This is a genomic window from Pseudomonas sp. GW822-FHT02D10, from assembly GCF_058802345.1.
On sequence record NZ_JBXAOB010000022.1, the window covers coordinates 1 to 22,089 of the forward strand.

The 22,089-nt window shown below is 59.7% G+C and carries 19 protein-coding genes; 13 read left to right on the forward strand and 6 right to left on the reverse strand.

Features of this window, described 5'->3' with window-relative positions; genetic code table 11:
• The first annotated feature begins 289 nt into the window (after nucleotides 1-289).
• Complete coding sequence (gene mrdA / locus AC1RPZ_RS25000; RefSeq protein WP_493140260.1) at nucleotides 290-2,182, forward strand: penicillin-binding protein 2; 1,893 nt, start codon at nucleotides 290-292, stop codon at nucleotides 2,180-2,182.
• An 11-nt stretch (nucleotides 2,183-2,193) separates the two neighbouring features.
• Here mrdA and AC1RPZ_RS25005 read toward each other — a convergent pair whose 3' ends face one another.
• Entirely contained in the window at nucleotides 2,194-3,150 is a 957-nt protein-coding gene (locus AC1RPZ_RS25005) for a LysR family transcriptional regulator (RefSeq protein ID WP_493140262.1), read from the reverse strand.
• Between the two features lie 176 nt (nucleotides 3,151-3,326).
• Between AC1RPZ_RS25005 and AC1RPZ_RS25010 the strand changes: the two genes are divergently transcribed.
• The 5 genes from AC1RPZ_RS25010 (at nucleotide 3,327) to qhpG (ending at nucleotide 9,903) form a co-directional block, all read left to right on the forward strand.
• Entirely contained in the window at nucleotides 3,327-4,082 is a 756-nt protein-coding gene (locus AC1RPZ_RS25010) for a class II aldolase/adducin family protein (protein ID WP_493140264.1), read from the forward strand.
• A 239-nt stretch (nucleotides 4,083-4,321) separates the two neighbouring features.
• Complete coding sequence (locus AC1RPZ_RS25015) at nucleotides 4,322-6,226, forward strand: sigma-54-dependent Fis family transcriptional regulator (RefSeq protein WP_493140265.1); 1,905 nt, start codon at nucleotides 4,322-4,324, stop codon at nucleotides 6,224-6,226.
• Nucleotides 6,226-7,944, forward strand: coding sequence for an ABC transporter ATP-binding protein (locus AC1RPZ_RS25020; protein WP_493140267.1), 1,719 nt, complete (start codon nucleotides 6,226-6,228; stop codon nucleotides 7,942-7,944). The genes AC1RPZ_RS25015 and AC1RPZ_RS25020 overlap by 1 nt, the downstream gene beginning before the upstream one ends.
• A complete protein-coding gene (gene qhpE, locus AC1RPZ_RS25025) occupies nucleotides 7,934-8,611 on the forward strand; it encodes a subtilisin-like serine protease QhpE (protein WP_493140269.1) in 678 nt (225 codons plus the stop codon). The genes AC1RPZ_RS25020 and qhpE overlap by 11 nt, the downstream gene beginning before the upstream one ends.
• Nucleotides 8,608-9,903: a flavin-dependent monooxygenase QhpG gene (gene qhpG, locus AC1RPZ_RS25030; RefSeq protein WP_493140271.1), complete on the forward strand. Its 1,296-nt coding sequence runs from the start codon at nucleotides 8,608-8,610 to the stop codon at nucleotides 9,901-9,903. Before qhpE ends, qhpG begins: the two co-directional genes overlap by 4 nt.
• Nucleotides 9,904-9,987: 84 nt before the next feature.
• Here qhpG and AC1RPZ_RS25035 read toward each other — a convergent pair whose 3' ends face one another.
• Nucleotides 9,988-11,478, reverse strand: coding sequence for an aldehyde dehydrogenase family protein (locus AC1RPZ_RS25035; RefSeq protein ID WP_493140273.1), 1,491 nt, complete (start codon nucleotides 11,476-11,478; stop codon nucleotides 9,988-9,990).
• Between the two features lie 498 nt (nucleotides 11,479-11,976).
• On the opposite strand from AC1RPZ_RS25035, the gene peaA reads away from it, so the two are divergent.
• The 4 genes from peaA (at nucleotide 11,977) to peaD (ending at nucleotide 16,548) form a co-directional block, all read left to right on the forward strand.
• The gene (peaA, locus tag AC1RPZ_RS25040; protein ID WP_493140274.1) at nucleotides 11,977-13,557 is read left to right on the forward strand and encodes a quinohemoprotein amine dehydrogenase subunit alpha; all 1,581 of its coding nucleotides are present in this window, start codon (nucleotides 11,977-11,979) and stop codon (nucleotides 13,555-13,557) included.
• A 93-nt stretch (nucleotides 13,558-13,650) separates the two neighbouring features.
• Entirely contained in the window at nucleotides 13,651-15,081 is a 1,431-nt protein-coding gene (gene peaB, locus AC1RPZ_RS25045; protein WP_493140276.1) for a quinohemoprotein amine dehydrogenase maturation protein, read from the forward strand.
• Between the two features lies 1 nt (nucleotide 15,082).
• Nucleotides 15,083-15,406 carry a quinohemoprotein amine dehydrogenase subunit gamma gene (gene qhpC / locus AC1RPZ_RS25050; protein WP_054596428.1) on the forward strand — a complete coding sequence of 108 codons (324 nt, stop codon included), beginning with the start codon at nucleotides 15,083-15,085 and terminating at the stop codon, nucleotides 15,404-15,406.
• 23 nt (nucleotides 15,407-15,429) lie between these two features.
• A complete protein-coding gene (gene peaD, locus AC1RPZ_RS25055) occupies nucleotides 15,430-16,548 on the forward strand; it encodes a quinohemoprotein amine dehydrogenase subunit beta (RefSeq protein WP_493140278.1) in 1,119 nt (372 codons plus the stop codon).
• A 161-nt stretch (nucleotides 16,549-16,709) separates the two neighbouring features.
• Here peaD and AC1RPZ_RS25060 read toward each other — a convergent pair whose 3' ends face one another.
• Together AC1RPZ_RS25060 and AC1RPZ_RS25065 are read right to left on the reverse strand one after the other, a co-directional pair.
• Nucleotides 16,710-17,099, reverse strand: a complete 390-nt coding sequence (locus tag AC1RPZ_RS25060) for a GFA family protein (RefSeq protein WP_493140280.1) — start codon at nucleotides 17,097-17,099, stop codon at nucleotides 16,710-16,712.
• A 24-nt stretch (nucleotides 17,100-17,123) separates the two neighbouring features.
• Nucleotides 17,124-18,044 carry an ADP-ribosylglycohydrolase family protein gene (locus AC1RPZ_RS25065; protein WP_493140282.1) on the reverse strand — a complete coding sequence of 307 codons (921 nt, stop codon included), beginning with the start codon at nucleotides 18,042-18,044 and terminating at the stop codon, nucleotides 17,124-17,126.
• A gap of 150 nt (nucleotides 18,045-18,194) precedes the next feature.
• Between AC1RPZ_RS25065 and AC1RPZ_RS25070 the strand changes: the two genes are divergently transcribed.
• Nucleotides 18,195-18,653, forward strand: coding sequence for an SRPBCC family protein (locus tag AC1RPZ_RS25070; protein ID WP_493140284.1), 459 nt, complete (start codon nucleotides 18,195-18,197; stop codon nucleotides 18,651-18,653).
• Nucleotides 18,640-19,002, forward strand: a complete 363-nt coding sequence (locus tag AC1RPZ_RS25075; protein WP_493140286.1) for an ArsR/SmtB family transcription factor — start codon at nucleotides 18,640-18,642, stop codon at nucleotides 19,000-19,002. Before AC1RPZ_RS25070 ends, AC1RPZ_RS25075 begins: the two co-directional genes overlap by 14 nt.
• 299 nt (nucleotides 19,003-19,301) lie before the next feature.
• Here the strand turns inward: AC1RPZ_RS25075 and AC1RPZ_RS25080 are convergent, their stop codons facing one another.
• Nucleotides 19,302-20,627 (reverse strand): aminotransferase-like domain-containing protein, encoded by a 1,326-nt coding sequence (locus AC1RPZ_RS25080; protein WP_493140288.1) that lies wholly within the window; start codon nucleotides 20,625-20,627, stop codon nucleotides 19,302-19,304.
• A gap of 91 nt (nucleotides 20,628-20,718) precedes the next feature.
• Here AC1RPZ_RS25080 and AC1RPZ_RS25085 point away from each other — a divergent pair, with 91 nt between their 5' ends.
• Entirely contained in the window at nucleotides 20,719-21,348 is a 630-nt protein-coding gene (locus AC1RPZ_RS25085) for a LysE family translocator (protein WP_493140289.1), read from the forward strand.
• Nucleotides 21,349-21,394: 46 nt separating this feature from the next.
• Here the strand turns inward: AC1RPZ_RS25085 and inhA are convergent, their stop codons facing one another.
• Nucleotides 21,395-22,087 (reverse strand): isonitrile hydratase, encoded by a 693-nt coding sequence (gene inhA / locus AC1RPZ_RS25090; RefSeq protein WP_493140291.1) that lies wholly within the window; start codon nucleotides 22,085-22,087, stop codon nucleotides 21,395-21,397.
• Between the last annotated feature and the right edge of the window lie 2 nt (nucleotides 22,088-22,089).

Consider the following 22,089-nt stretch of genomic DNA (forward strand, 5'->3'; position numbering starts at 1 on the left):
TCCCCATGTGAGAGTAGGTCATCGTCAAGATTAAATTCCGAAACCCCTATCTGCGTATGCAGGTAGGGGTTTTGTTTGGCCTGCGAGAAAGTCGCCTCGCTCATAGTCGTGTCTTTTTACGATGAGCCCGAAGCGCGTCCGACTGTCGTTTTGGCCGTCAAGGACAGCTACTCAGGAAATTAGTCCTAAAGCGGCCGTCCAGTTTTTGGTATGGTGCAGCTCGTTTTTTGATGGACTGATGTCACGCGCAGGGAATGGCGTTTAACCCAGTCAAAGAGTTGCTGCAGAAATGCCCGAACCGATCCCGATCAAAGACCATGAAACAGAAACGCGTCTGGTCAACAAACGGTTGTTGGCTTGCGCGCTGTTCGTGGTTGCCATCACCTGTGCACTGGTTGCGCGCCTGTACATTCTGCAAGTGGTCGAGTTCGACTATCACTCGACGATCTCCGAAAATAACCGGGTGCATGTCCTGCCCATTACCCCGACTCGCGGTCTGATCTATGACCGCAATGGCGTGTTGCTGGCCGACAATCGGCCGAGCTACAACCTGACCATCACCCGCGAGCGCGCGACCGATGTAAAGGGTGAGCTGGACTCGGTGGTCAGCCTGCTGCATTTACCTCCTGAAGACCGCACGCTATTCGACAAGGCGATGAAACAGGCGCGCCATCCCTTTGTTCCGGTCACTTTGTTTTATGAGCTGACCGAAGAGCAGATCGCCGTACTGGCGGTGAACGAGTTCCGTTTGCCGGGAATCGACGTCGAGCCGCAGTTCGTTCGCAACTACCCGCTGGGCGCGCATTTTGCCCACTCGATCGGTTATGTCGGGCGCATCAACGAGAAAGAATCCAAGGCACTGGACACCGTCGAGTACCGCGGTACCCAGTCGATCGGCAAGACCGGCATCGAAAAATTCTACGAGTCCGAGTTGCATGGACATGTCGGCTACGAAGAGGTTGAAACCAACGCCCAGGGTCGCGTGTTGCGCGTGCTTAAGCACACTGATCCGATCCCCGGGAAAAACATCGTGCTCAGTCTCGATGTGAAGCTTCAGGAAGCGGCAGAAGACGCGCTGGGCGACCGTCGTGGCTCAGTAGTTGCTCTTGATCCGGCAACCGGTGAAGTGCTGGCAATGGTCAGCAAACCGAGCTTCGATCCGAACCTGTTCGTCACCGGCATCAGCTTCAAGGAATACGCGGCGCTGCATGACTCCATTGACCGCCCGCTGTTCAACCGGGTATTACGCGGGTTGTACGCGCCGGGCTCGACGATCAAACCGGAAGTGGCGATTGCCGGGCTCGACACCGGCGTAGTGACGGCGTCCACTCGGGTCTTCGATCCGGGTTACTACCAACTGCCGGATTTCGACCACAAATACCGCAACTGGAATCACAGCGGCGACGGCTGGGTCGACATGGATGCAGCGATCATGCGCTCCAACGACACCTACTTTTACGACCTGGCGCACAAGCTCGGTATCGATCGTCTACACGATTATATGGCGATGTTTGGCCTCGGCGAGAAGGTCTCGCTGGACATGTTCGAAGAGTCCGCCGGGTTGATGCCATCCCAGGCGTGGAAGCGCGCTACTCGCCGCCAGCCGTGGTTCCCGGGTGAAACGGTGATCCTCGGGATCGGTCAGGGCTATATGCAAGTGACGCCGCTGCAACTGGCTCAGGCAACTGCACTGATCGCCAACAAAGGCGTGTGGAACCGACCGCGCCTGGCCAAGACGATCGACGGCGTGGCGCCGGTGGACGAGCATCCGATGCCCAACATCCTGCTGAAAAACCCGAGGGATTGGGACCAGGTCAACCACGGCATGCAAATGGTCATGCACGATCCGCGCGGAATCGCCCGTGCGGCAGCAGTGGGGGCGCAGTACCGGATCGCAGGCAAGAGCGGCACCGCACAAGTGGTGGCGATCAAACAGGGCGAACGCTACGACCGTTTGAAGACCCGTGAACGTAACCGCGACAACGCCTTGTTCGTCGGCTTCGCCCCGGCCGAACACCCGCAGATCGTGATTTCAGTGATGATCGAGAACGGCGAGGCTGGCGGTCGGGTTGCCGGCCCTGTGGTGCGGCAGATCATGGATGCGTGGCTGCTGGACAAGGACGGTCACCTGAAGCCGCAATACGCAAGCCCGAGCAAACCACCAGGCTATCCGCACGTTTGAAGCGCTAAAAGCTACAACGCCTGCTCACGCCTGTTGAGCAGGTGCTGGAAGCTTTCCAGGAATACAGTTTCGGCTTGAGTCATTTTCTGCTCACGATTCCAGAGCAGCCGAATATCCAGATCCACCACGCCCTCCTCAGGCGGCAGACGCCACAGCAGCCCCTCCTCGACATCTCGCCGCACCAGATGCACGGGCAAACAGCCGATCCCAAACCCTGCGCAAATCAGCCGATGAATCTCTTCGAAACTGGTCGAAGATGCGACGGTCTTGCCGGTAAAGCCCTGTTGGTCGCGAAACAGCGTCAGCGGTGAAAGATTGCCGCCCAACTGGTCGCTGGTGAAGCTGACGAAGTGCTCGGCGGCAAGCTGTTCCAGTGTCAGATTCGCCTGCCCGAACAACCGGTGGCGTTGGCCGCAGAAGTACCCATAACGCTCGCGAAACAGCACCCGTTGCTCCAGTCGTGGCTGCGACAGCCGGCATAAACCAACACCGACCGTCGCAGTTTTTTGCAGCAGTGAACTGATGATGTTCGAACTGCCCATCACCTCGACTTCCAGTTCGACGTTTGGATGGTTTTCGTGAAAGTTCGCCAGAAACTCATCGTAGTGCGAGGACTGAATACCGCTGATGGTAAGGATCCGCACCTTGCCCACTACGTCATCGTGACGACTTTCGATCACCGTTCCCAATCGGGAAATATCACCATAAATATCTGCCGCAATACGCAGCACTTCTTCTCCGGTTTCGGTGAGATCGAAGCGTCGACCACTGCGGGCAATCAGCACACAATCGAGCTGTTCTTCGAGACGCTTGAGCGCCTGGCTCACCGCCGATTGGGTGATGTGCAGGCGTGCAGCGGCGCGGCTCATACTGCCTTCCTGGGCGATCACCAGATACGTGCGCAACAGGTTCCAGTCGAGCCGGTCGTTGAGAAAGCGCCGGCTGGAATGGGAGAGGAGGGAGGGCATAAAGAGTCCTGCTATTAGTTCAGCTAATAGGTAGGTTAAGAAATTGAAAATTGACTAATCCTAGCCCGGCCGCGATAAAGCCCACAAGCACACCGTGCTGTCGACAATCGGCGTCTGCGTTTTGCCCGCCCAAGGACAAAGCGCAGACGCCATCACACACACAAAGAGGTGAGTGGGTGAATACGCCTGAACACATGAACACCATTGAATGGCAGGCCCGTTGCGAGTTGGCGGCCCTGTATCGACTGGTCGCGCATTTCCGCATGACCGACCTGATCGACACCCACATCACCTTGCGGATTCCGGGGCCCGAGCATCATTTCCTGATCAATCGCTACGGGGTGATCTTTGATCGCATACGCGCCTCTGATCTGGTGCGCATCGACCAGCAGGGCCGCATTGTCGATCCGGCGTATGCAGATCATCGAGTCAATACCGCGGGCTTCGTAATCCATTCGGCCATCCACATGGCGCGCGCCGATCTGAACTGCGTAATCCACACCCACACGGCAGCGGGCATGGCAGTGGCTGCGCAGAAGCGAGGCCTGCTGCCGATCACTCAGCACGCCCTGAAGTTCTACGGCAAGCTGGCCTATCACACCTATGAAGGCATCGCTTTGTCGCTGGACGAACGTGAGCGGTTGATTGCCGATCTGGGACCGCACAAGGCGATGATCCTGCGCAATCACGGGCTGTTGGTGGGCGGCGCCAGCGTGGCCCATGCGTTCCAGGAAATTTACTTCCTGGAGCGTGCCTGTCAGGCGCAGGTTCAGGCGCTGGCGGGTGGGTGTGAGCTGAATTTTCCGTCGCCAGAGGTCTGTGTTCACACGGCTGAACAGTTCGAGCAAGACGATGCCGAGAACATCATCGACCTGGCCTGGGCTGCGGCATTGACCCTGATCGAGTCACAACGCGAGTCCTATTGCTCATGAACACCGAGTCAGGCGCTCTGTGGCACTTGCCAGTCTCTTGACGTTAACGTAAAGATAAGCGCTGGCGCCGATGTCCCATGGCGCAGGTATTGCTTGAGGGAAGGGCTGTCCGAGGTATTGGGCAAACTTCCCTTTACTGCCGTCTGAACCGGGTAGATATTTTCCCATGACATGCGTGCTTCGTCGCATGTCTGGAAGTGACCCGGCCAGAGACTGGGCGGACCGATCCGGAGCGCTTGATGACTCTTATAAAAACAATAACGCCAGAGCTGCAACATGAAGCCCGGCTGGCCCGGGAGAAACTTCACCTTGAAGGCGAAGTCCCCAGCGGGGTGTTGCGCGCTGAAATCGATGCCTCATGGCGGCGCAGCTTGAGCCATGGCGTGCACTTCAATGGCAAGCATGAGTTGGCGCTGGAATCGAGCGCGAGCCTTGAGGTGTTGCTGGCGAGCAATCGCTTGCTGATCGACGCCGCGATGCCGGCCATCGACTACCTGGCCGCGCGTCAGGGCAAGGAAGGGTTGATCATCCTCGCCAACTCCGACGCGACCATTCTCGCCGTCGAAGGCCGCGCCGACCGCCTCAAGGGCAGCGGCCTGCAAGACATTACCCTGGGCGCCTGCTGGAGCGAAGCTGCGCGCGGCACCAACGCCCTCGGCACTGCGCTGGTGGAGGCCCGGCCGACGTTGATCGACTGCGGCGAACACTACCTGGATCGTCTAAGCGATTTTTCCTGTACCTCGGTGCCGATTCACTGCCCTCAAGGCGACATCCTTGGCGTACTCGATCTGACCCGCGAAGGCCCGTTGGGCCGCGTGCATGACAGCACCGCGTTACTGGCGATGGCAGTCAGTCAGATTGAAAGCCGGGTGTTCAACGCAAGCTTCCCCGAGCAGATCGTGCTGGCCTTCCACAGTCGTCGACAGTACCTCGAGTCACCCTGGCAAGGTCTGTTGGCGGTGAGCCTCGGCGGGCAGATTCTGGCGGTCAGTGCGCAGGCCTGCCAGTTGCTCAATGCCGAGCGTTCAGCCTTGGTCGGTCGCCGGTGCGAAGAGTTCCTCGGGGTCGATGGCCTGCAACTACTGGCGCGTCTGCAGCAAGGTGGGGTCGGCAGTCTGCAAACCGCCAAAGGCGAATTCTTTTACAAAACCCTGCGTGCGCCGCAACGTTCAATCAATGTCGGCAGCACACCGCGCCCTGTCGCCAAAAGCACCAAACCTCAACCCGATCTCGACTCCCTGGCCGGTAGCAATGCGCGTTATGCGCGTGCGTTGCGTATGGCCCGGCAAGGCCTGGCCAATGAGTTGCCGGTGTTGCTGCTGGGGGAAACCGGCACTGGCAAGGAAGTCATCGCCCGGGCGTTGCACATGGCCGGCAGTCGTTGCGATAAACCGTTCGTTGCGGTCAATTGTGCAGCGATCCCCGAAGGCCTGATCGAGTCGGAATTGTTCGGCTATCGCGAAGGTGCGTTCACCGGCTCACGACGGGGCGGGATGATCGGTCGATTGCAACAGGCCCATGGCGGCACGTTGTTCCTCGATGAAATCGGCGACATGCCACTGGCGCTGCAAGCGCGGCTGTTGCGGGTGTTGCAGGACCGCAAGGTCGCACCGCTGGGCGCGGGTGAAGAGCAAGACATCGACGTCGCGCTGATCTGCGCCACTCACCGCGACCTCAAGCGTCTGGTCGAGGACAAACACTTTCGCGAAGACCTGTTCTACCGGGTCAATGGCATCAGCGTGATGCTGCCGGCCTTGCGCGAGCGCGAAGACTTCAGTGAGCTGGTGAATCGCTTGCTCGGCAAGCTGGATGCACCAACGGTCAAGCTCAAGGACGACTTGAGCAACCTGCTCGCCGGTTACCACTGGCCGGGCAACATTCGCCAACTGGAGATGGTGCTGCGTACTGCATTGGCGATGCGCGAGCCCGGTGAAAGCGTGCTCAGCCTGGATCATCTGCCCGACAGCATGCTCGACGAGTTGAATGCCAGCGAGCGCTTGACCTCCGGCAGCATTCGCGAGAACGAACTGGAGCTGATTCGCCAGTCCCTCGACAGTCATCATGGCAACGTCTCGGCGACTGCCGATGCGCTGGGCATCAGCCGTGCGACCTTGTATCGCAAGCTCAAACAGTTGCGCAGCTGATGCGTCGCTTGATCGTCAGGCTGGTCGACAGCCACAACCCCCTGGCACTGGACGCTGCGCTTGCGTGGCTCTACGGCTTCGTGCACCCGCATCGGCTGGCGATTGCCGGACTGCTCGGGTTGTCGGTGTGCGCCTCGTTGCTGGTGCTGGTGCAGCCCTGGCTGACCAAGTTGCTGATCGACGATGGGTTATTGGCACATAACTTTGCCATGCTGGTGCTGATCGCCGGTTTAATGATCGTTGCCGGACTGCTCGGTACGGCGTTGTCGGGGATCAACCGCTACCTGCATACGCGGCTATCGGGGCGCATTCTGTTTGCTTTGCGCGATGACCTTTATCGACACTTGCAGACCTTGTCGCCAGGCTTCTACGGGCAACGGCGGATCGGCGACCTGATGTCACGCCTCGACGGTGACGTCGCGGAGATCCAGCGCTTTGCCGTCGACTCGCTGTTCTCGGCGGTTTCCAGCGTCATCGGTCTGGTCTGCGCGGTGGCGATGTTGCTGACCCTGTCGTGGAAACTCTCGCTGCTGGCGCTGGTGTTGATCCCGCTGGACGTACTCTGGTTGCGCTGGATGCGGCGCAAGGTCGAGCGCGATGTGCGGCAGTTGCGCGAACGTTCGGCAGACATGTCCTCGTTCATGGTCGAAACCTTGCCGGTGATGAAATTCATCCAGTCCGCCGGCCAGCAGCAACGCGAAGCGCGGCGTCTCGAGAGATTGGGGCAGGGCTACATGAGCCAGTTGTTGCGCCTGCAAGTCACCGAGTTTTTCACCCAGGCGGTGCCCGGTACGCTGACTTCGTTGTCGCGGGCCTGTGCGTTTTTGATTGGCGGTTATTGGGTGGTGCAGGGCACCTGGCAGCTCGGTGCGCTGATTGCATTTTCGACCTATCTGGGGATGGCGGTCGGGCCGGTGCAGAGCTTGCTCGGGTTGTATGTGGCGATTCAACGGATGACCGTCAGCCTCGGTCGGGTGATGGAGCTGCGTGGTGAACAGCCGAGCGTCGTCACGCCGGTAACGCCGCAGCCAATGCCGAGCTCTGGCGAACTGTGTTTTGAGGCGGTGCATTTCAGCCACCCTGGGCGCCCGGTGACGTTGCGTGGGATCGAGGCGCGTATTCCCTACGGTTTGAAAGTGGCCCTGAGCGGCGGCTCCGGGGTTGGCAAGTCGACGCTGATTGACCTGCTGCAACGGCACCACGACCCGCAGTCCGGCCGGGTGCTGCTGGACGGGATCGACCTGCGTGAGCTTGCGCTGTTCGAGTTGCGTCGGCGGATCGCCGTGGTCAGCCAGGACATCGTGCTGTTTCGCGGGAGCCTGGCGGATAACCTCGCTTACGCGGTGCCAGATGCCAGTCGTGAGGCGGTGGTCGAAGTGGCGCGGCTGGCGCAGCTCGACAGCTTGATCGCGTCCCTGCCCGAAGGCCTCGACAGCCCTTTGGGCGAACGTGGTCAGCAGTTGTCCGGCGGGCAGAAGCAGCGGATCGCCATCGCCCGTGCACTGTTGCAGGACCCACTGATTCTGGTACTCGATGAAGCCACTTCGGCGGTCGATGAGGCCACTGAGCGCGAAGTCATCGAGGCCATCGACCGACTGTTTGCCGGACGTACACGAATCCTGATCAGCCATCGCCCCTCGACCCTGGCCGATGCCGATTTGCGCTTTGAATTGTTCGACGGTGTTCTGACACAGATAAAGGTGCTGCATGAAGTCTGAGCTACGGATTGGCGTAGTCGACAGCGGACACTCCGTGGCGCAACGCGGCCAGGTGAGTGCCGGGCGCCGGTTTTATCTGGTCGAAGACGGGCTCGCCGAAGACGAGCTGCGTGACGATCCGCTCGGCCACGGCAGCGCGGTTGTCGAGGCGATCAGCCGACGTGCTGCCTCGGCGCGTTTTTGTGTGGCGCAAGTATTCGACCAGCGCGGGGTGACCAGTGCCTTGCAAATCGCCACGGCGATCGATTGGTTGGTGACGCAGGACGTGCGGGTGATCAACCTCAGCCTTGGCTTGCGCCAGGACCGTAGCCTGCTGCGTGAGGCGTGTTCGGCGGCGTTGGCGCGTGGTGTTTTGCTGTGCGCCTCGAGCCCGGCGCAAGGCGAAGGTGTATACCCCGCGAGTTACCCGCAGGTGTTGCGAGTGACCGGCGATGCACGTTGCGGCGAACACGAATGGTCGTGGCTTAACAGCCAGCAGGCCGACTTTGCCGCTTGCGTTCAAGGCACCTATCCAGGGCAATCCGGCGCCAGTCTCGGTTGCGCGGCGTTGACCGGGCATATCGCCAATTTCCTCGCCGGACACCTCGACGCGAGCAATCCACAAATTCTTCAATGGCTGCGGGATAACGCCCGTTATCGCGGCCCTGAGCGACGAGTCTGGCAATGAGCGGCATCCTGATTCTCGGCGCCGGGCCCGCGGGCGCAGCGGTGGCGTTGGGGCTGCGCCGGCTGGGTTATGCGGTGACGCTGGTCAGCGACTGGCGACGATTTGCGGCACTTGAAGGCGTTTCGCAACGGGTGCTCGAAGCCCTGCGCGGTGCTGGATTGAATCAGGCACTGGCGGAGGCTGCGTTGCCGTCGCAGCGGCAGGTATCGTGGAACGGCCAGCAGCATGCGCAAAACATCGAATTTCTGCTGGATCGGCCGAGCTTTGATCGCGGCCTGCGTGAGGACTTGCGCCTGGCCGGTGTCGAGTTGATCGAAGGTCGGGTACTGGCAGTCCACTCCCAGGCGTCGGGCCATCGGGTTGAGGTCGAAGGTCATGGAGAGTTGTTCACCGGGTTTCTGGTGGAGGCTCGCGGTCGTCAGGCGCCAGCGCTTGGCAAAGGGCAACGCGGACCGGAGACGGTCAGCCTGCTCAACCGTTGGCAGGGCGCGCCCGGCAGCACCGCCAGCGCGGTGGAAAGTCTGCAGGACGGTTGGGCGTGGATGGCGCGGCGGGCCGACGGTCAATGTTATTGGCAGTTGACCGTGGATGTGGCCAGCGCCGAGTTGCCGGGCAAAGCGCAGTTGCTCGACTACTGTCGCCAGCGCCGTCAGGACTCGCCGTTGGCCGTCGATTTTTTCGGGGCGCAGTCGGAAATCGAGTTGCAACTGCATGCTCGCAGCAGCACGGCGATTCTCAATCCGCAGGTGTGTGGCGATAACTGGATTCGGGTCGGCGATGCGGCCATGGCGGTCGATCCGCTGTCAGGCAACGGGATCTTTCAGTCATTGTCTTCAGCGTTGCAGGCGCCGGCGGTGATCAACACCTTGTTGCGCAAACCTGAGCGGGCGGCGTTGGCTCAGCGCTTCCATCACCAGCGGGTCGAACAGCTGTTCTTGCGGTTTGCGCGTATTGGCCGAGACTTTTATGCCGATGAGTTGCGCTGGCCGGAGCAACCGTTCTGGCGTGCACGTCGGCAGTGGCCGGACACTGAGCTTGCTCACGCCCCCGCAGATTTCGCGTCTCTGAGCATTGAGCGGGCGCCGGTACTCAAGGATGGATTTGTCGATGAGGCAGAGGTGGTGATCACGGCGGATCAGCCATTGGGGATCTGGCATGTGCAAGGGGTGGAGTTGGCGCCGTTGCTGCGGCGATTGCAAACCGAACCCGCCGAGCAAGCGCTGGCAGGTTTGACGGTGGATCAGGGGCGGGTGGTGCGCAGTTGGTTGCTTGCGCAAGGCTACCGACCGTAGGAGCTGCCGAAGGCTGCGATCTTTTAGCGTCCACCGCTAAAGATCAAAAGATCGCAGCCTTCGGCAGCTCCTACGGGGGGTGCTTTAGAGTTTGATCAACACCGACTTCAACTCGGTGTAATGCTCGATCGCTGCATACCCCATCTCCCGGCCCACGCCGGACATCTTGTAACCACCAAACGGCAGCGCCGGGTCGAGGGCGCTGTGACAGTTGACCCAGACCGAACCGGACTTGATCCGTGGAATCATCCGGTGCACGGCCGCCAAGTCGTTGGACCAGATGCTCGCGCCCAAACCATACGGACTGTCATTGGCCATGCGCAACGCATCGGCTTCGTCATCGAACGGAATCGCCACCAGCACCGGGCCGAAGATCTCTTCCTGAACCAGCGAGTGCTTTTGATCGACGTCGACAATCACCGTCGGTTTGACAAAGAACCCAGGGCCGAATTGCTCACCGCCACAGGCGATGGTCGCGCCGCTTTCACGGCCCATTTCGATGTACTTGTAAACCCGCTCTTGTTGGCGCGCCGAGATCAGCGGGCCCATTTCAACACTCGGGTCCAGGCCGTTACCCAGCTTCATGGCGTTGGCAATACCGGCAATGTCGGCCACCACATTGTCGAAATGCTTGCGCTGCACATAGAGCCGCGAACCGGCGCAGCAGACCTGACCCTGGTTGAAGAAAATCGCGCTGGCCGCTCCGGCGGCGGCACTGCTGAGGTTGGCGTCGGCCATGACGATGGTCGGCGATTTACCGCCCAGCTCCAGGGTGACCCGGGTCATGGAATCCATGGCGATCTTGCCGATCTGCTTGCCGACGGCGGTGGAGCCGGTGAAGGTCAGTTTGTCCACCAACGGGTTGTGGGTCAGCGCGGAACCGGCGGTGATGCCGGTGCCAGTGACCACGTTGAACACCCCGCTCGGGTAGCCGGCTTCCAGTACCAACTCGGCGAGTTTCAGCGCGGTCAGCGGTGTTTCATCCGCCGGTTTCAGCACCACGGTGCAACCGGTGGCCAGGGCCGGGCCGAGTTTCCAGCAGGCCAGCAGCAGCGGGAAATTCCAGGCAACGATGGCGCCGACCACACCTACCGCTTCACGACGGATAAAGCTGTGGAACTGATCATCCGGCATTAACGGCAGCGAGACTTCGACGCTGGAGCCTTCGATCTTGGTCGCCCAACCGGCCATGTAGCGCAGGAAGTCGATGGACAACTGCACGTCCATGACCTGCGCCACGGCGGCGCTTTTACCGTTGTTCAGACATTCCAGTTGCGCGAGCAATTCGGCGTCACGCTCCATCAGGTCAGCGAGTTTCCACAACAGGTTTTGCCGCTCCCGAGGTCGGGTTCGGGTCCAGGCTGAATCATCGAATGCGTGACGCGCAGCGAGTACGGCGCGATCAACGTCGTCCGGCGTAGCCTTCGGTACAACGCACAGCACTTCGCCGGTGGCTGGATTATGCAGGGGCATGGTCTGGCCGTCGTCGGCCTCGACCCAGTCGGCGCCGATCAGCATGCGCGGCGCGCGTTGGATGAAAGCCGAAACGGCAGGAAGCGGATAAGGGAGCGGCATGGTGAGACCTCGTCTTGTTCGTGTGACGAGGTCTTTCGCAACGGTTGTGCCAGTTTGTCGAAGGGCTGTATTTAGCGGGGTTCAGTGCCAAAAGCAGCAGAGTGGAGCACACGGCGCTGTTGCAAACTGAGACGCGGATGAGACATCTACAACCATTAACGGCTCAACATACGATCGATCACGGGCCATAACGGCGGATCGTTAAAGTCCTCGATTACCAGACGCGCACCCTATTCGTAGGGCGTCATCTATGCTCGTCTCAGAGTGCAACAGTTGTCGCGATATTAGACGCCGCTGACCTTTTTCGGCCGTGATAAAAAACTGTTATGTATCGCCAATTATTTGATTTTAAAGACTATTAATAAGCTGGCACGCTCCGTGTATTGCTCCTTCGCAGCCGTTTCTCTTGCCTCCGCCAGCGACCGGTTCGTCGGCGGCAGAAACCAAAAAAACGATCATTCAAAAAAATAAGAAAGCACCGTGCGAGGTTCGACGTTGATGAAGAGAAAACTCCGATCAGGCATGAGCGCCAGTCTGCTGGCGCTCGCTGCATGTGCTGCCCTGCATGCTCCACAAAGCATGGCTGCGCGTGATGCCCAAACCCTCCTCAAGGAAACCTGCCAGGGCTGTCATACCCCTGAAGCCGGCAATGCCTTGAGCCGTATCAGCCATCAGCGCAAAACGCCTGAAGGCTGGCTGATGAGCATCGCCCGGATGCAAACCATGCATGGTCTGCAGATCAGTGATGAGGACCGTCGCACACTGGTCAAATACCTCGCTGACACCCAAGGCCTGGCGCCGAGCGAAACTGATGGCGTGCGTTATGCGCTGGAGCGCCGGCTCAATACCGTCGAGCATTTCGACGACCAGACCAGTCAGATGTGCGGCCGCTGCCACTCCGGTGCGCGGGTGGCCCTGCAACGGCGGCCAGCTCAGGAGTGGGAGCGTCTGGTGAACTTCCACCTCGGCCAATGGCCGTCTCTGGAATACCAGGCGCTGGCCCGCGACCGCGACTGGTTCGACATTGCCCGCAAAGACATGGTGCCGTTGTTGGCCAAGCGCTATCCGCTGGACAACCCGGCCTGGAAAGCCTGGCAGAAAACCGCGCCCAAGGCAGACGCACTGGTCGGTGACTGGAGCTTCAGCGGTCACTTGCCGGGCAAGGGCGAACTGGCCGGTGTCATGACCGTCAGCGCCTCGGGCTTTGATCAGTTCAAGGTCACGGTCAAAGGCCAATACGCCGATGGCAGCCCGTTCAATGGTGACGGCAGCGCCATCCTCTACAGCGGTTACGAATGGCGCGGCAACGTGACCATCGACGGCGTGGTCATGCGTCAGGTGTTTGCCGCCAAGGGCACTGAACTGCAAGGCCGGATGTTCGACGCCGAGCACGATGAACGCGGTCTCGACTTTATCGCCGCAAAACAAGGCTCCAGCCGTTTGCTGGCGGTGCAGCCGGGTTACCTGAAGGCCGGCAGCGAAACCGAAGTCACCCTGATCGGCAGCGGCCTGCAAGGCACGCCGAACTTCGGCAACGGTGTGCAAGTGGCGCAAGTGCTGGAACAAAGTCCGGAGCGTATCAAGGTCAAAATCAAAGCCGCCGTCGATGCCAAACCTGGGGCGCGTGAGGTCAGCATTGGCAGCCTGAAAGGTCCGACCCTGTCGGTCTACAACCAAATTGCCGAGGTCAAAGTGGTGCCGGAATTCTCGGTGGCGCGGATCGGTGAGGGCGGCGGTTCGACGCCGAAAGTCCAGGGCCGTTTTGACGCTGAAGCCTGGGGCAAAGGCGCCGATGGCAAGCCGTATCGCATTGGTGTGTTCCCAGCGCAATGGAAGGTCGAAGCCTTCGATGACCGCGCCAAGGAAGACCAGGACGTCAAGTTTGCCGGCACCATGCAAGCCGACAGCGGCGTGTTCACCCCAGGTGATGCGGGGCCGAACCCTGCGCGCAAGATGTCCACCAACAACGCCGGCAACCTCAAGGTGATCGCCGCCATCGACGACGCTGGCAAGGCGTTGACCGGCGAGGGCCACCTGATCGTCACCGTGCAACGCTGGAACAATCCACCCATTCCCTGATTTGAAAACGTGAGCTGGCTGACGTAACGGTTTCAGACACTTTTCAGGAATGACCGCAGGCCTCGTGAAACGGGGTTTGCACAGGAGGTTGTAATGGGCGCTATCTTGAATCTGGTCGAGCGCAATCTGCACGAAGTGCACGTCGATGCCGACCGCATGCTATTTCACATTCCCAGCAGTTCGCTGTTCGCCAGCGATGAGCTGACCGGCACCATCATCGATACCTTGCGCGGTCCCGGTTGTTCCTCGGAGGACTTGATCGAGCGCTTGGCGGCACGCTTCAACGGTGACGAAATCAGCGAAACCCTGCGCGAGCTGATCTCCCTGGAGTTGGTCAGCGACGGTTCGCCGCTGACCCCGGACATCGGCACCAAACGGGTCGAACGCACGGCGATCAACACCGTGGTGCTCAACGTCAACACCGGCTGCAACCTGAGCTGCACGTATTGCTACAAGGAAGACCTCGACAAGCCGTCAGCCGGCAAAAAGATGGACGTCGACACTGCCGTCGCGTCGGTGGAAATGCTGCTGCGCGAATCCCCTGACGAAGAGCGTTTCACCGTGGTGTTCTTCGGGGGCGAGCCGTTGAGCAACCGCAAGCTGATCGAGTACATGGTCGACTATTGCGAGAAGCGTTTTCGCGAGGCCGGCAAGTTTGTCGAATTTGTCATGACCACCAACGCCACGCTGCTCACCGAGGAAACGGTCGACTACCTGAATGCCCATCGCTTTGGTTTGTCGGTGAGCATCGACGGACCGAAAACCGTGCACGACCGCAATCGCATCACCGTGGGCGGGCAGGGCACTTATGACGTGGTCCGGCGCAAGGCCGAGATGCTGTTGTCGCGCTACAACAGCCGACCGGTTGGCGCGCGTGTGACCCTGACGACTGGCGTCACCGATGTCGAAACCATCTGGGATCACCTGTTCAACGAGCTGGGTTTTGCTGAAGTCGGTTTTGCCCCGGTGACCTCGGGCGACATCAGCACTTTCAACCTGTCCAGTGACGAGTTGATCGAAGTCTTCGCCAACATGAAAAAGCTCGGCCGGCGCTATCTGGAAGCGGCGCTGGAGCACCGCAACATCGGTTTCTCCAACCTGCACCAGTTGATCACCGACATCCACGAGGGCCACAAAAAAGCCCTGCCGTGCGGTGCCGGGCTGAAGATGCTGGCGGTGGACCACAAGGGCGAACTCAACCTCTGCCACCGTTTCACCGGCTCGTCATTGCCGACCTTCGGCAACGTTCACAGCGGCGTGAAACAGGTCGAGTTGAACGACTTTTTGTCCCAGCGCCTGGACCGGACCAATACCGGCTGCGAAGACTGCCAGATCCGCAACCTGTGTTCCGGCGGCTGCTATCACGAGAGCTACGCCCGTTATGGCGACCCGACCCACCCGACCTATCACTACTGCGAACTGATGCGTGACTGGGTCGACTTCGGCATCGAGGTCTACACCCGGATCATGGCTCACAACCCTGCGTTTATCAGCAGTTACATCACTCCGCGCAAGGCTCACTGATATGAAACATCTCAAGGCAATCAATAACAAAGCGCAGAAGCTCGATCAGGCCGCGGCCGAAAACCGTATCGAAGAAGTGGTGGCCATGAGTTCCGTCGCCGGCTGCGCCTCGACCACCGACCCCGGTTGGGAAATCGACGCCTTTGGCGGTGTGTCGTCGCTGTGCCAGCCGATGGAAGCGGACCTTTATGGCTGTTCCGACCCTTGCTGGTGGCCGGCTCAGGTGCCGGACATGATGAGCACCTACCCGGACTGGAACAAAGACGCCCAAGCCTCCAACGAGAGCTGGCGCAACCTCGGCACAGTGTTCCCAAAAGACAAATGATCGGACAGAAGAAGGATTCCTGCATGCGCCTTATCAATGCCTGCGGCCTGGCCGCTTCCGCCCTCCTGAGTGTTTGTTCACTCAGCGTTCTGGCCGATGAAAATACTGTGCTCGAACGTGGTCACGAGTACATGTTGACCACCAATTACCCGAACAACCTGAACGTCATCGACCTTAAAACCGACAGCCTGTACAAGACCTGCAAACTGCCGGATGCCTTTGGCCCCGGCACTATTCAGTTGTCGCCGGACCGCAAGACCGCCTACGTGCTGAACAACCACTATGCGGACATTTACGGCGTCGAACTCGACAGCTGCAAACAGGTGTTCCATGCCAGCATCACTCAGCAACCGGGGGAGAAGGCGCGCTCGATGTTCGCGTTCACCCTCAGCCATGACGGCAAGGAGCTGTACACCGTCGCCAACCCGACCTTGATGCTCAATGATCACTATGAAGTGCAGCCGCCACGGTTGGATGTCTACGCCACTGATGCCGGCATGAGCGCCAAACCGGTTCGCAGTTTCCCGGCACCGCGCCAGCTGACCATCATGCAAAGCGGTGACGACGGCACGCTGTATGTGGCCGGTGCGGACATCTACAAGGTCAATGTGAAGACCGGCAAGTTCGACGTGCTGATCCCTAGCCGTCACTGGAAACGCCCGAACTACAGCGCACCGGACGTGCTCTACGTGTGGAATCAGCAGACGTACCGGCATGACTTCTCGCTGCTCTACACCACGGCGAAATTCAAGGATGAGAAACAGGACCCGGCCACGGCCGAAAACCTCTACGGTTTGTTCAGCATCGACCTGAAAACCGGCAAGACCGAAACCACCGATTTCGGTCCGCTGATCGAAATCTACTTCAGCGGCATGCGTTCGCCGAAGGACCCGAACCTGATGTTTGGCGTGCTCAATCGTCTGGCCAAGTACGACATCAAACAGAAGAAGCTGCTTCAGGCGACGAACCTGGATCACTCCTACTACTGCATTTCCTTCAACAAGGACGGCAGCAAAATCTACCTGGCCGGGACCTTCAACGACGTGGCGATCTTTGATGCCGAGAGCCTGAAACAGATCGGCAGCATCAAAATGCCGGGCGGTGACATGGCGATCACCACGGCGCAGGTGTTTGTCCGGTAATCGCGTTGCCCGTGCGGGCGCTATCGCGAGCAAGCTCGCTCCCACACTGGATCTGGGTGTACACAAAATGTGTGTACGACCGAAATCCCATGTGGGAGCGAGCTTGCTCGCGATGAGGCCCTTGAAAGCGCTCGAGCATCAAGCCCCGAGCACCGTGCAACTCAGGTCACCTTCCTGGCAATCCCTTCATAAACCAACCAAGGCACATCGTGAGACGTCCAGATGTGTGCCTGCGGCGTCATCTGCGGATCATCATCGAGCGTCGCCACTCGCACAATCACATGCGGCTGAGCCAAACGCTCGGCCACCAGATGCGAGCCGCACTGCGAGCAGAAGTGTCGCAGCTTGCCGGGGGAGGACTCGAAGGATGACAGCTTATCCAAACCTTTGACCCAACGAAAATGCTCGCGCATGACCCCGGCCGTCGAAGCAAACGCCGCCGCATGCGCCTTGCGGCAGGTGTGGCAATGGCAGTGGCTGATCAGCATGTCCAGGCTGTCGAGTTCATAGGCGATGGCCTTGCACAGGCAACTGCCGTGGAGTGTGGTCATTGAGCTTTCCCCATATCGGTGTGTTCAATCATTAAGGCGGGTGATTGATGCTCGCAACAATGCGTCGGCTGTCGCTTCAATCTCATCGCGCATATACAGCTTCGCAAGCCAGTTCTTGGGGATTCCTTGCACACCGTAAAACGCTCCGGCCAACTGCCCGACAATGGCAGCGGTTGTGTCAGCATCATCACCCAGGTTGGCGGCTTGCAGAATGGCGTCTTCGAAGCTGTCGGTGTGATGAAAACACCACAGCGCCGCCTCTAACGAGGCAACGCAGTAGCCTGTACCAACGATCTCGGATTTTGGTTTTGCGAGATAGCTGCCACAGGCAATCGCGGCGACTTTTGGTTCTGAAAAGTGTGCGTGGCTCAGGTGCCGCAAATCCGACTTCGTCGAGCCCTGCAATGCTTCGCAAATCAATCCGGCGAACAACTGGCAGCATTCGATGGCTTCAGGCGCAGCGTGAGTGGTTCGAGAGCTGTCGCTGGAAAACGTCCTGACATGGTCTACAGCAGGGAAGTAAAACAGCACCACAGGCGCCAACCGCATCAGCGAACCGTTACCAGCGCTGAACGGATCAGTCGATCCGGCGAATGGATTGCCGGTTTCCTGGTAAAGAGTCAGGGCTTCACGCACGGTCATGCCGATATCAAAGCAGTCGCCAGTCGAGCTCAGGTAACCCCATTGCCACCAATTGAGATAACGACCCATCTGGTCGGTGGCATCAAAACCATTCTTTGTGAGCAGGCTTTCGGCCAGGCACAGCGCCATCGACGTGTCATCGGTCCACTGGCCCGGTTTCAGATTGAAGGGGCCGCCACCCACCATATCGGTGAGCGTTGGGAACGACCCGCGCGGTTTGAACTCTACGCTTGTACCGACGGCGTCGCCGCAGGCCAGACCCAGCAGGCTGCCGCGATAGCGGTCCGAAAGAGAGGGCAACATGAAGCATCCTTGTTTTGGGCCAATTCACTGTCGACGTTAGCATTTCCAGGCGTGATCGCAGGGAGGTAAAGCCAGCCTTAATGTTTTTGTGCAACCAAAAAGTTGCGCATTCAGCCATCCGGGCCTAGTGTTCATCAAAGGAGGTGACCTATGCACTCATCAGATCGCATCGAAAGAAAGATCCTGCTCAAGGCTCCACGCTCCACAGTCTGGCGTGCCCTGGCCAATGCCGAATCCTTCGGTAAGTGGTTTGGCGTCGCGCTCGAAGGCAAACGTTTTGTCGCCGGTGAACGAACCCGGGGGCAAATCACTTATCCGGGCTATGAACATCTGGTCTGGGACGTGCAGGTGGCGCGGGTCGAGCCTGAGCGGGTGTTTGCGTTTCGTTGGCATCCGTATGCGGTGGAGCCGGACATGGACTATTCGTCTGAACCCACCACCCTGGTGCTGTTCGAGCTCGAAGACATGGACGGCGGTACTTTGCTGAAGGTCGTGGAGTCCGGTTTCGATAACATTCCGGCAGAGCGCCGTCTGAAAGCCTTCCGCATGAACAGTCGGGGCTGGGATGACCAAATGACCAACATTGAGACGTACCTTGCCACCCCCTGACGCCTTAACGCTGGATGTACCGTCGGCCGCCACTGCGCTGGGTCGTTCGGCGCTGACCTTCGCCGCACTCGGCGACGAAACCCGGTTGCGGCTGATCGACGTATTGTGCGGCGGCGGGGCGATGTCGATTGCGCAACTGACCGCCGGCACCGACATCAGCCGCCAGGCCGTGACCAAACACCTGCGGGTGCTGGCGGACGCCGGTCTGGTGCGTGACACCAAACGGGGGCGTGAGCGTCGGTGGGTCTTTGAGCCAACGCAACTGGACGAGGCGCGCCGCTCGCTGGAGATCATCAGTCAGCAGTGGGACCACGCGTTGACGAATCTGAAATCCTTTGTTGAACAATGAATTGACCCAGCATGTTTGAGCCTTGTCTGACGCAATACTCGCGGTTCAGATGCTTGAGGCCTGAGATCTCTAAAGGTTTTCGGAAGTCCTGCAATGGCGAATGTCTTACACGCGATGGTAACGATGTCGTCTATTTAAGATTGGATCCGAAGCTTAATCTACACCCATCAACTGAAGCGCAGGACGCGCTCAGGGTCATGGATGATCGACCATTTGCAAGGATCGCAGCGACAGGATGTCGTCATGGTCTTGAAAACCCGCTTCGGCGGGTTTTTTTATGAGCGCTGTAAAAGTCTGTTTCAGACTTCGACTACCTCGCGCAGGGTTTCCAGCGCCTGTTTGAGCGCCTCCATTGCAACCGAGCCCATCGCCACGCGCAACGCGTGCGGCACATGGATGGTGGTTGCAAAGGGTTGCGCACTGGTCACCATCACACCTTTGCGCTCCAGTTCGGCGACCACTCTTTCTGCGCGCAAACCTTCCGGCAATCTGAGCCAGAAGTAGTAGGACGAAGGGTGGGCGATCAAGTCGCTGTGGCGCAAGATCTGCCGTGCAAGTGTTTGACGACGTTGAGCGTCCTGACGCTTTTGTTCTTCGAGGTCATCGATCACGCCGCTGTCGATCCAGCGGCATGCCAGCGCAACGGTCAGCGACGGGGTGCTCCAGGTCGAGACCCGAATGGCTTGCTCCAACGCTGGAATCATTACCTTGGGGGCAGCGATGAACCCGATACGCAGGCCGGACGCGACGCTCTTCGACAGGCCGCCAATGTAAACCGTCCGCTCGGGCGCAAGGGTGAACAGCGGTTTGGGCGCCGGTTCCGCGAGAAAGGCGTAAGCGCCGTCTTCGATGATCAAGAAGTCGTACTGCTCGGCCAAGTGTGCGAGGCGCGATCGATCGGAGTGAGACATCACGGTAGCCAACGGATTGTGCATCGTCGGCATTGAATACACGGCTCGCACCGGACGTCGTTTACACAGTGCCTCAAGGGCGTCGAGGTCAGTGTGACCGGCGATTTGCGGCAGCGCTTCAAGATCCAGTCGATGTGCCAGGGCCAGGGTTTTCAGGCCTGGGTAGGTGAGGGCGTCGAGGGCCAATACATCGCCGGGTTTGAGCAACGCCATCAACGTCACGGCCAGGCCTTGCTGTGCTCCGTTGACGATCAGCACCTGATCGCCCGCCACCCGAATGTCCCGATTGCGCAAATGCCGGGCCGCGGCTTGCCGTTCGTGGGGCCGACCGCCCTGCGGCGCCGAATGCAGCAAGGCGTCGAGGTCGCCGGAAGCGGCAACCGCCCGCAGGCCATCGCGCAGCAATTCGGCCTGGCCGGGAACCGAGGGGTAATTGAAGGTCAGGTCGACCGCGCCAGCACTTAGTGGGTGCTGCTCCAGGCCCAGACCGCGAGGCAACGAACTGTCACGCACGAAAGTGCCGCGCCCGGTTTCGCCGACCACCAGGCCACTGGCTTCCAGCTCGTTATAGACCCGCAACGCGGTCGCCAGGGCAATCCGCTGGCTCGCCATCAGCGCCCGAATCGTCGGCAACTGTGCACCGGGTGCAAGTTCACCACTGCGAATTTTCAGGGCGAATTCATCGACAAGACGTTTATAGCGGATACGGGCCATGGTTTTCCGTTGCTTTGTATCTAGATCAATTTTTTGTTTGTATCAGATCGACGCCCTAATCTACAGCCTTTGCTGACTGGGCACTGTGACCATGATTGACCTCACGACCTTATTGATCTTTGTCGGCGCGGTGATGCTGCTGCTCCTGTCACCGGGACCGAACATGGCATTCGTCATCAGCCATGGCGTCAGCTACGGCTGGCGCGGTGGCGTTGCGTCGGGGCTGGGAATTGGCATTGCCGACCTGCTACTGACTGCACTGACAGCCACTGGCATCACGGCCATCGTCGCCAACTGGCCGCCAGCCTTTGACCTGATTCGTTATGCCGGAGTGGCGTACTTGCTGTGGCTGGCGTTCAAGATTCTGCAGAAACCGTCGACCGACACCCGCTCGCCCCCCCCTCAGGTGCCGCTGAAAACCGTGCTGCTGCGCGCGATGCTCAACAGCCTGCTCAATCCCAAGGCGTTGTTGTTTTTCATGGTCTTCCTGCCACAATTTGTTCGGCCGGAGCAGGGGCCAATCGCCGCGCAACTGATTGTCCTGGGGGTCGTGCTAACGCTGGTGAGCGGTGTTTTTCATACCTTGCTCGGGATTTTCGGCGGCGCGCTCAGTCGTTGTTTTTCAACTACCGGAACGCTTGCACGCCTCCAATCACTCGGCCTTGCGGCCGTGCTGTTGCTGCTGGCCGTGCGGCTGGCGCTGATGACGCGCGTGGCCTGAATCATTCATTCTCCGGTCACCCGCGCCACCTGCACACCTGTCAGGCTTAGCCAAACGCTTTATCAAGCCGTGCCGCTACGCGTTCGGTGATCAGCGTGCGCTGATTGAGCGAGGCGGCCGAACGCCGATGGGCTTCCTCCAGCACGGCTTTCGGCGCGGTTTTCGGGTCGCCCGAATTGAAGGGCGGTGCCGGCGCGTATTCGAGTTGCAATTGCACCAATTGCGCCACGTCATCGCCATACAACTCAGCGGCCAGGGTCAGGGCAAAATCGATACCGGCCGTGATCCCGCCACCGGTCAGCAAATTGCCGTCGCGCACCACCCGGTCCCGAACCGGAATAGCGCCTAAAAGACTCAGTAATTCATGGTAGGCCCAGTGGGTTGTCGCGCGTTTGCCGTTGAGCAATCCAGCGGCACCGAGCACCAATGCACCGGTGCACACTGAGGTCACGTAGCGTGCCTTGGCGGCTTGCGCCTGAATGAATGCCAGGGTCTGCGGATCTTCCATCAATGCTCCGACGCCGCTGCCTCCGGGGATGCAAATCACATCCAGGTCCGGGCAGTCATCGAAAGTGGCGGTCGGCTTCAGGACCAGGCCGGTGCTGGCCGTCACAGGGACCAGGTCCTTCCAGATCAAATGCACCTTCACGTCCGGCAGCGAGGCCAGCACATCGTAAGGTCCGGTCAGGTCCAGTTGCTGCACCTGTGGAAACAACAGAAAACCGATCTGCAACGTCATGA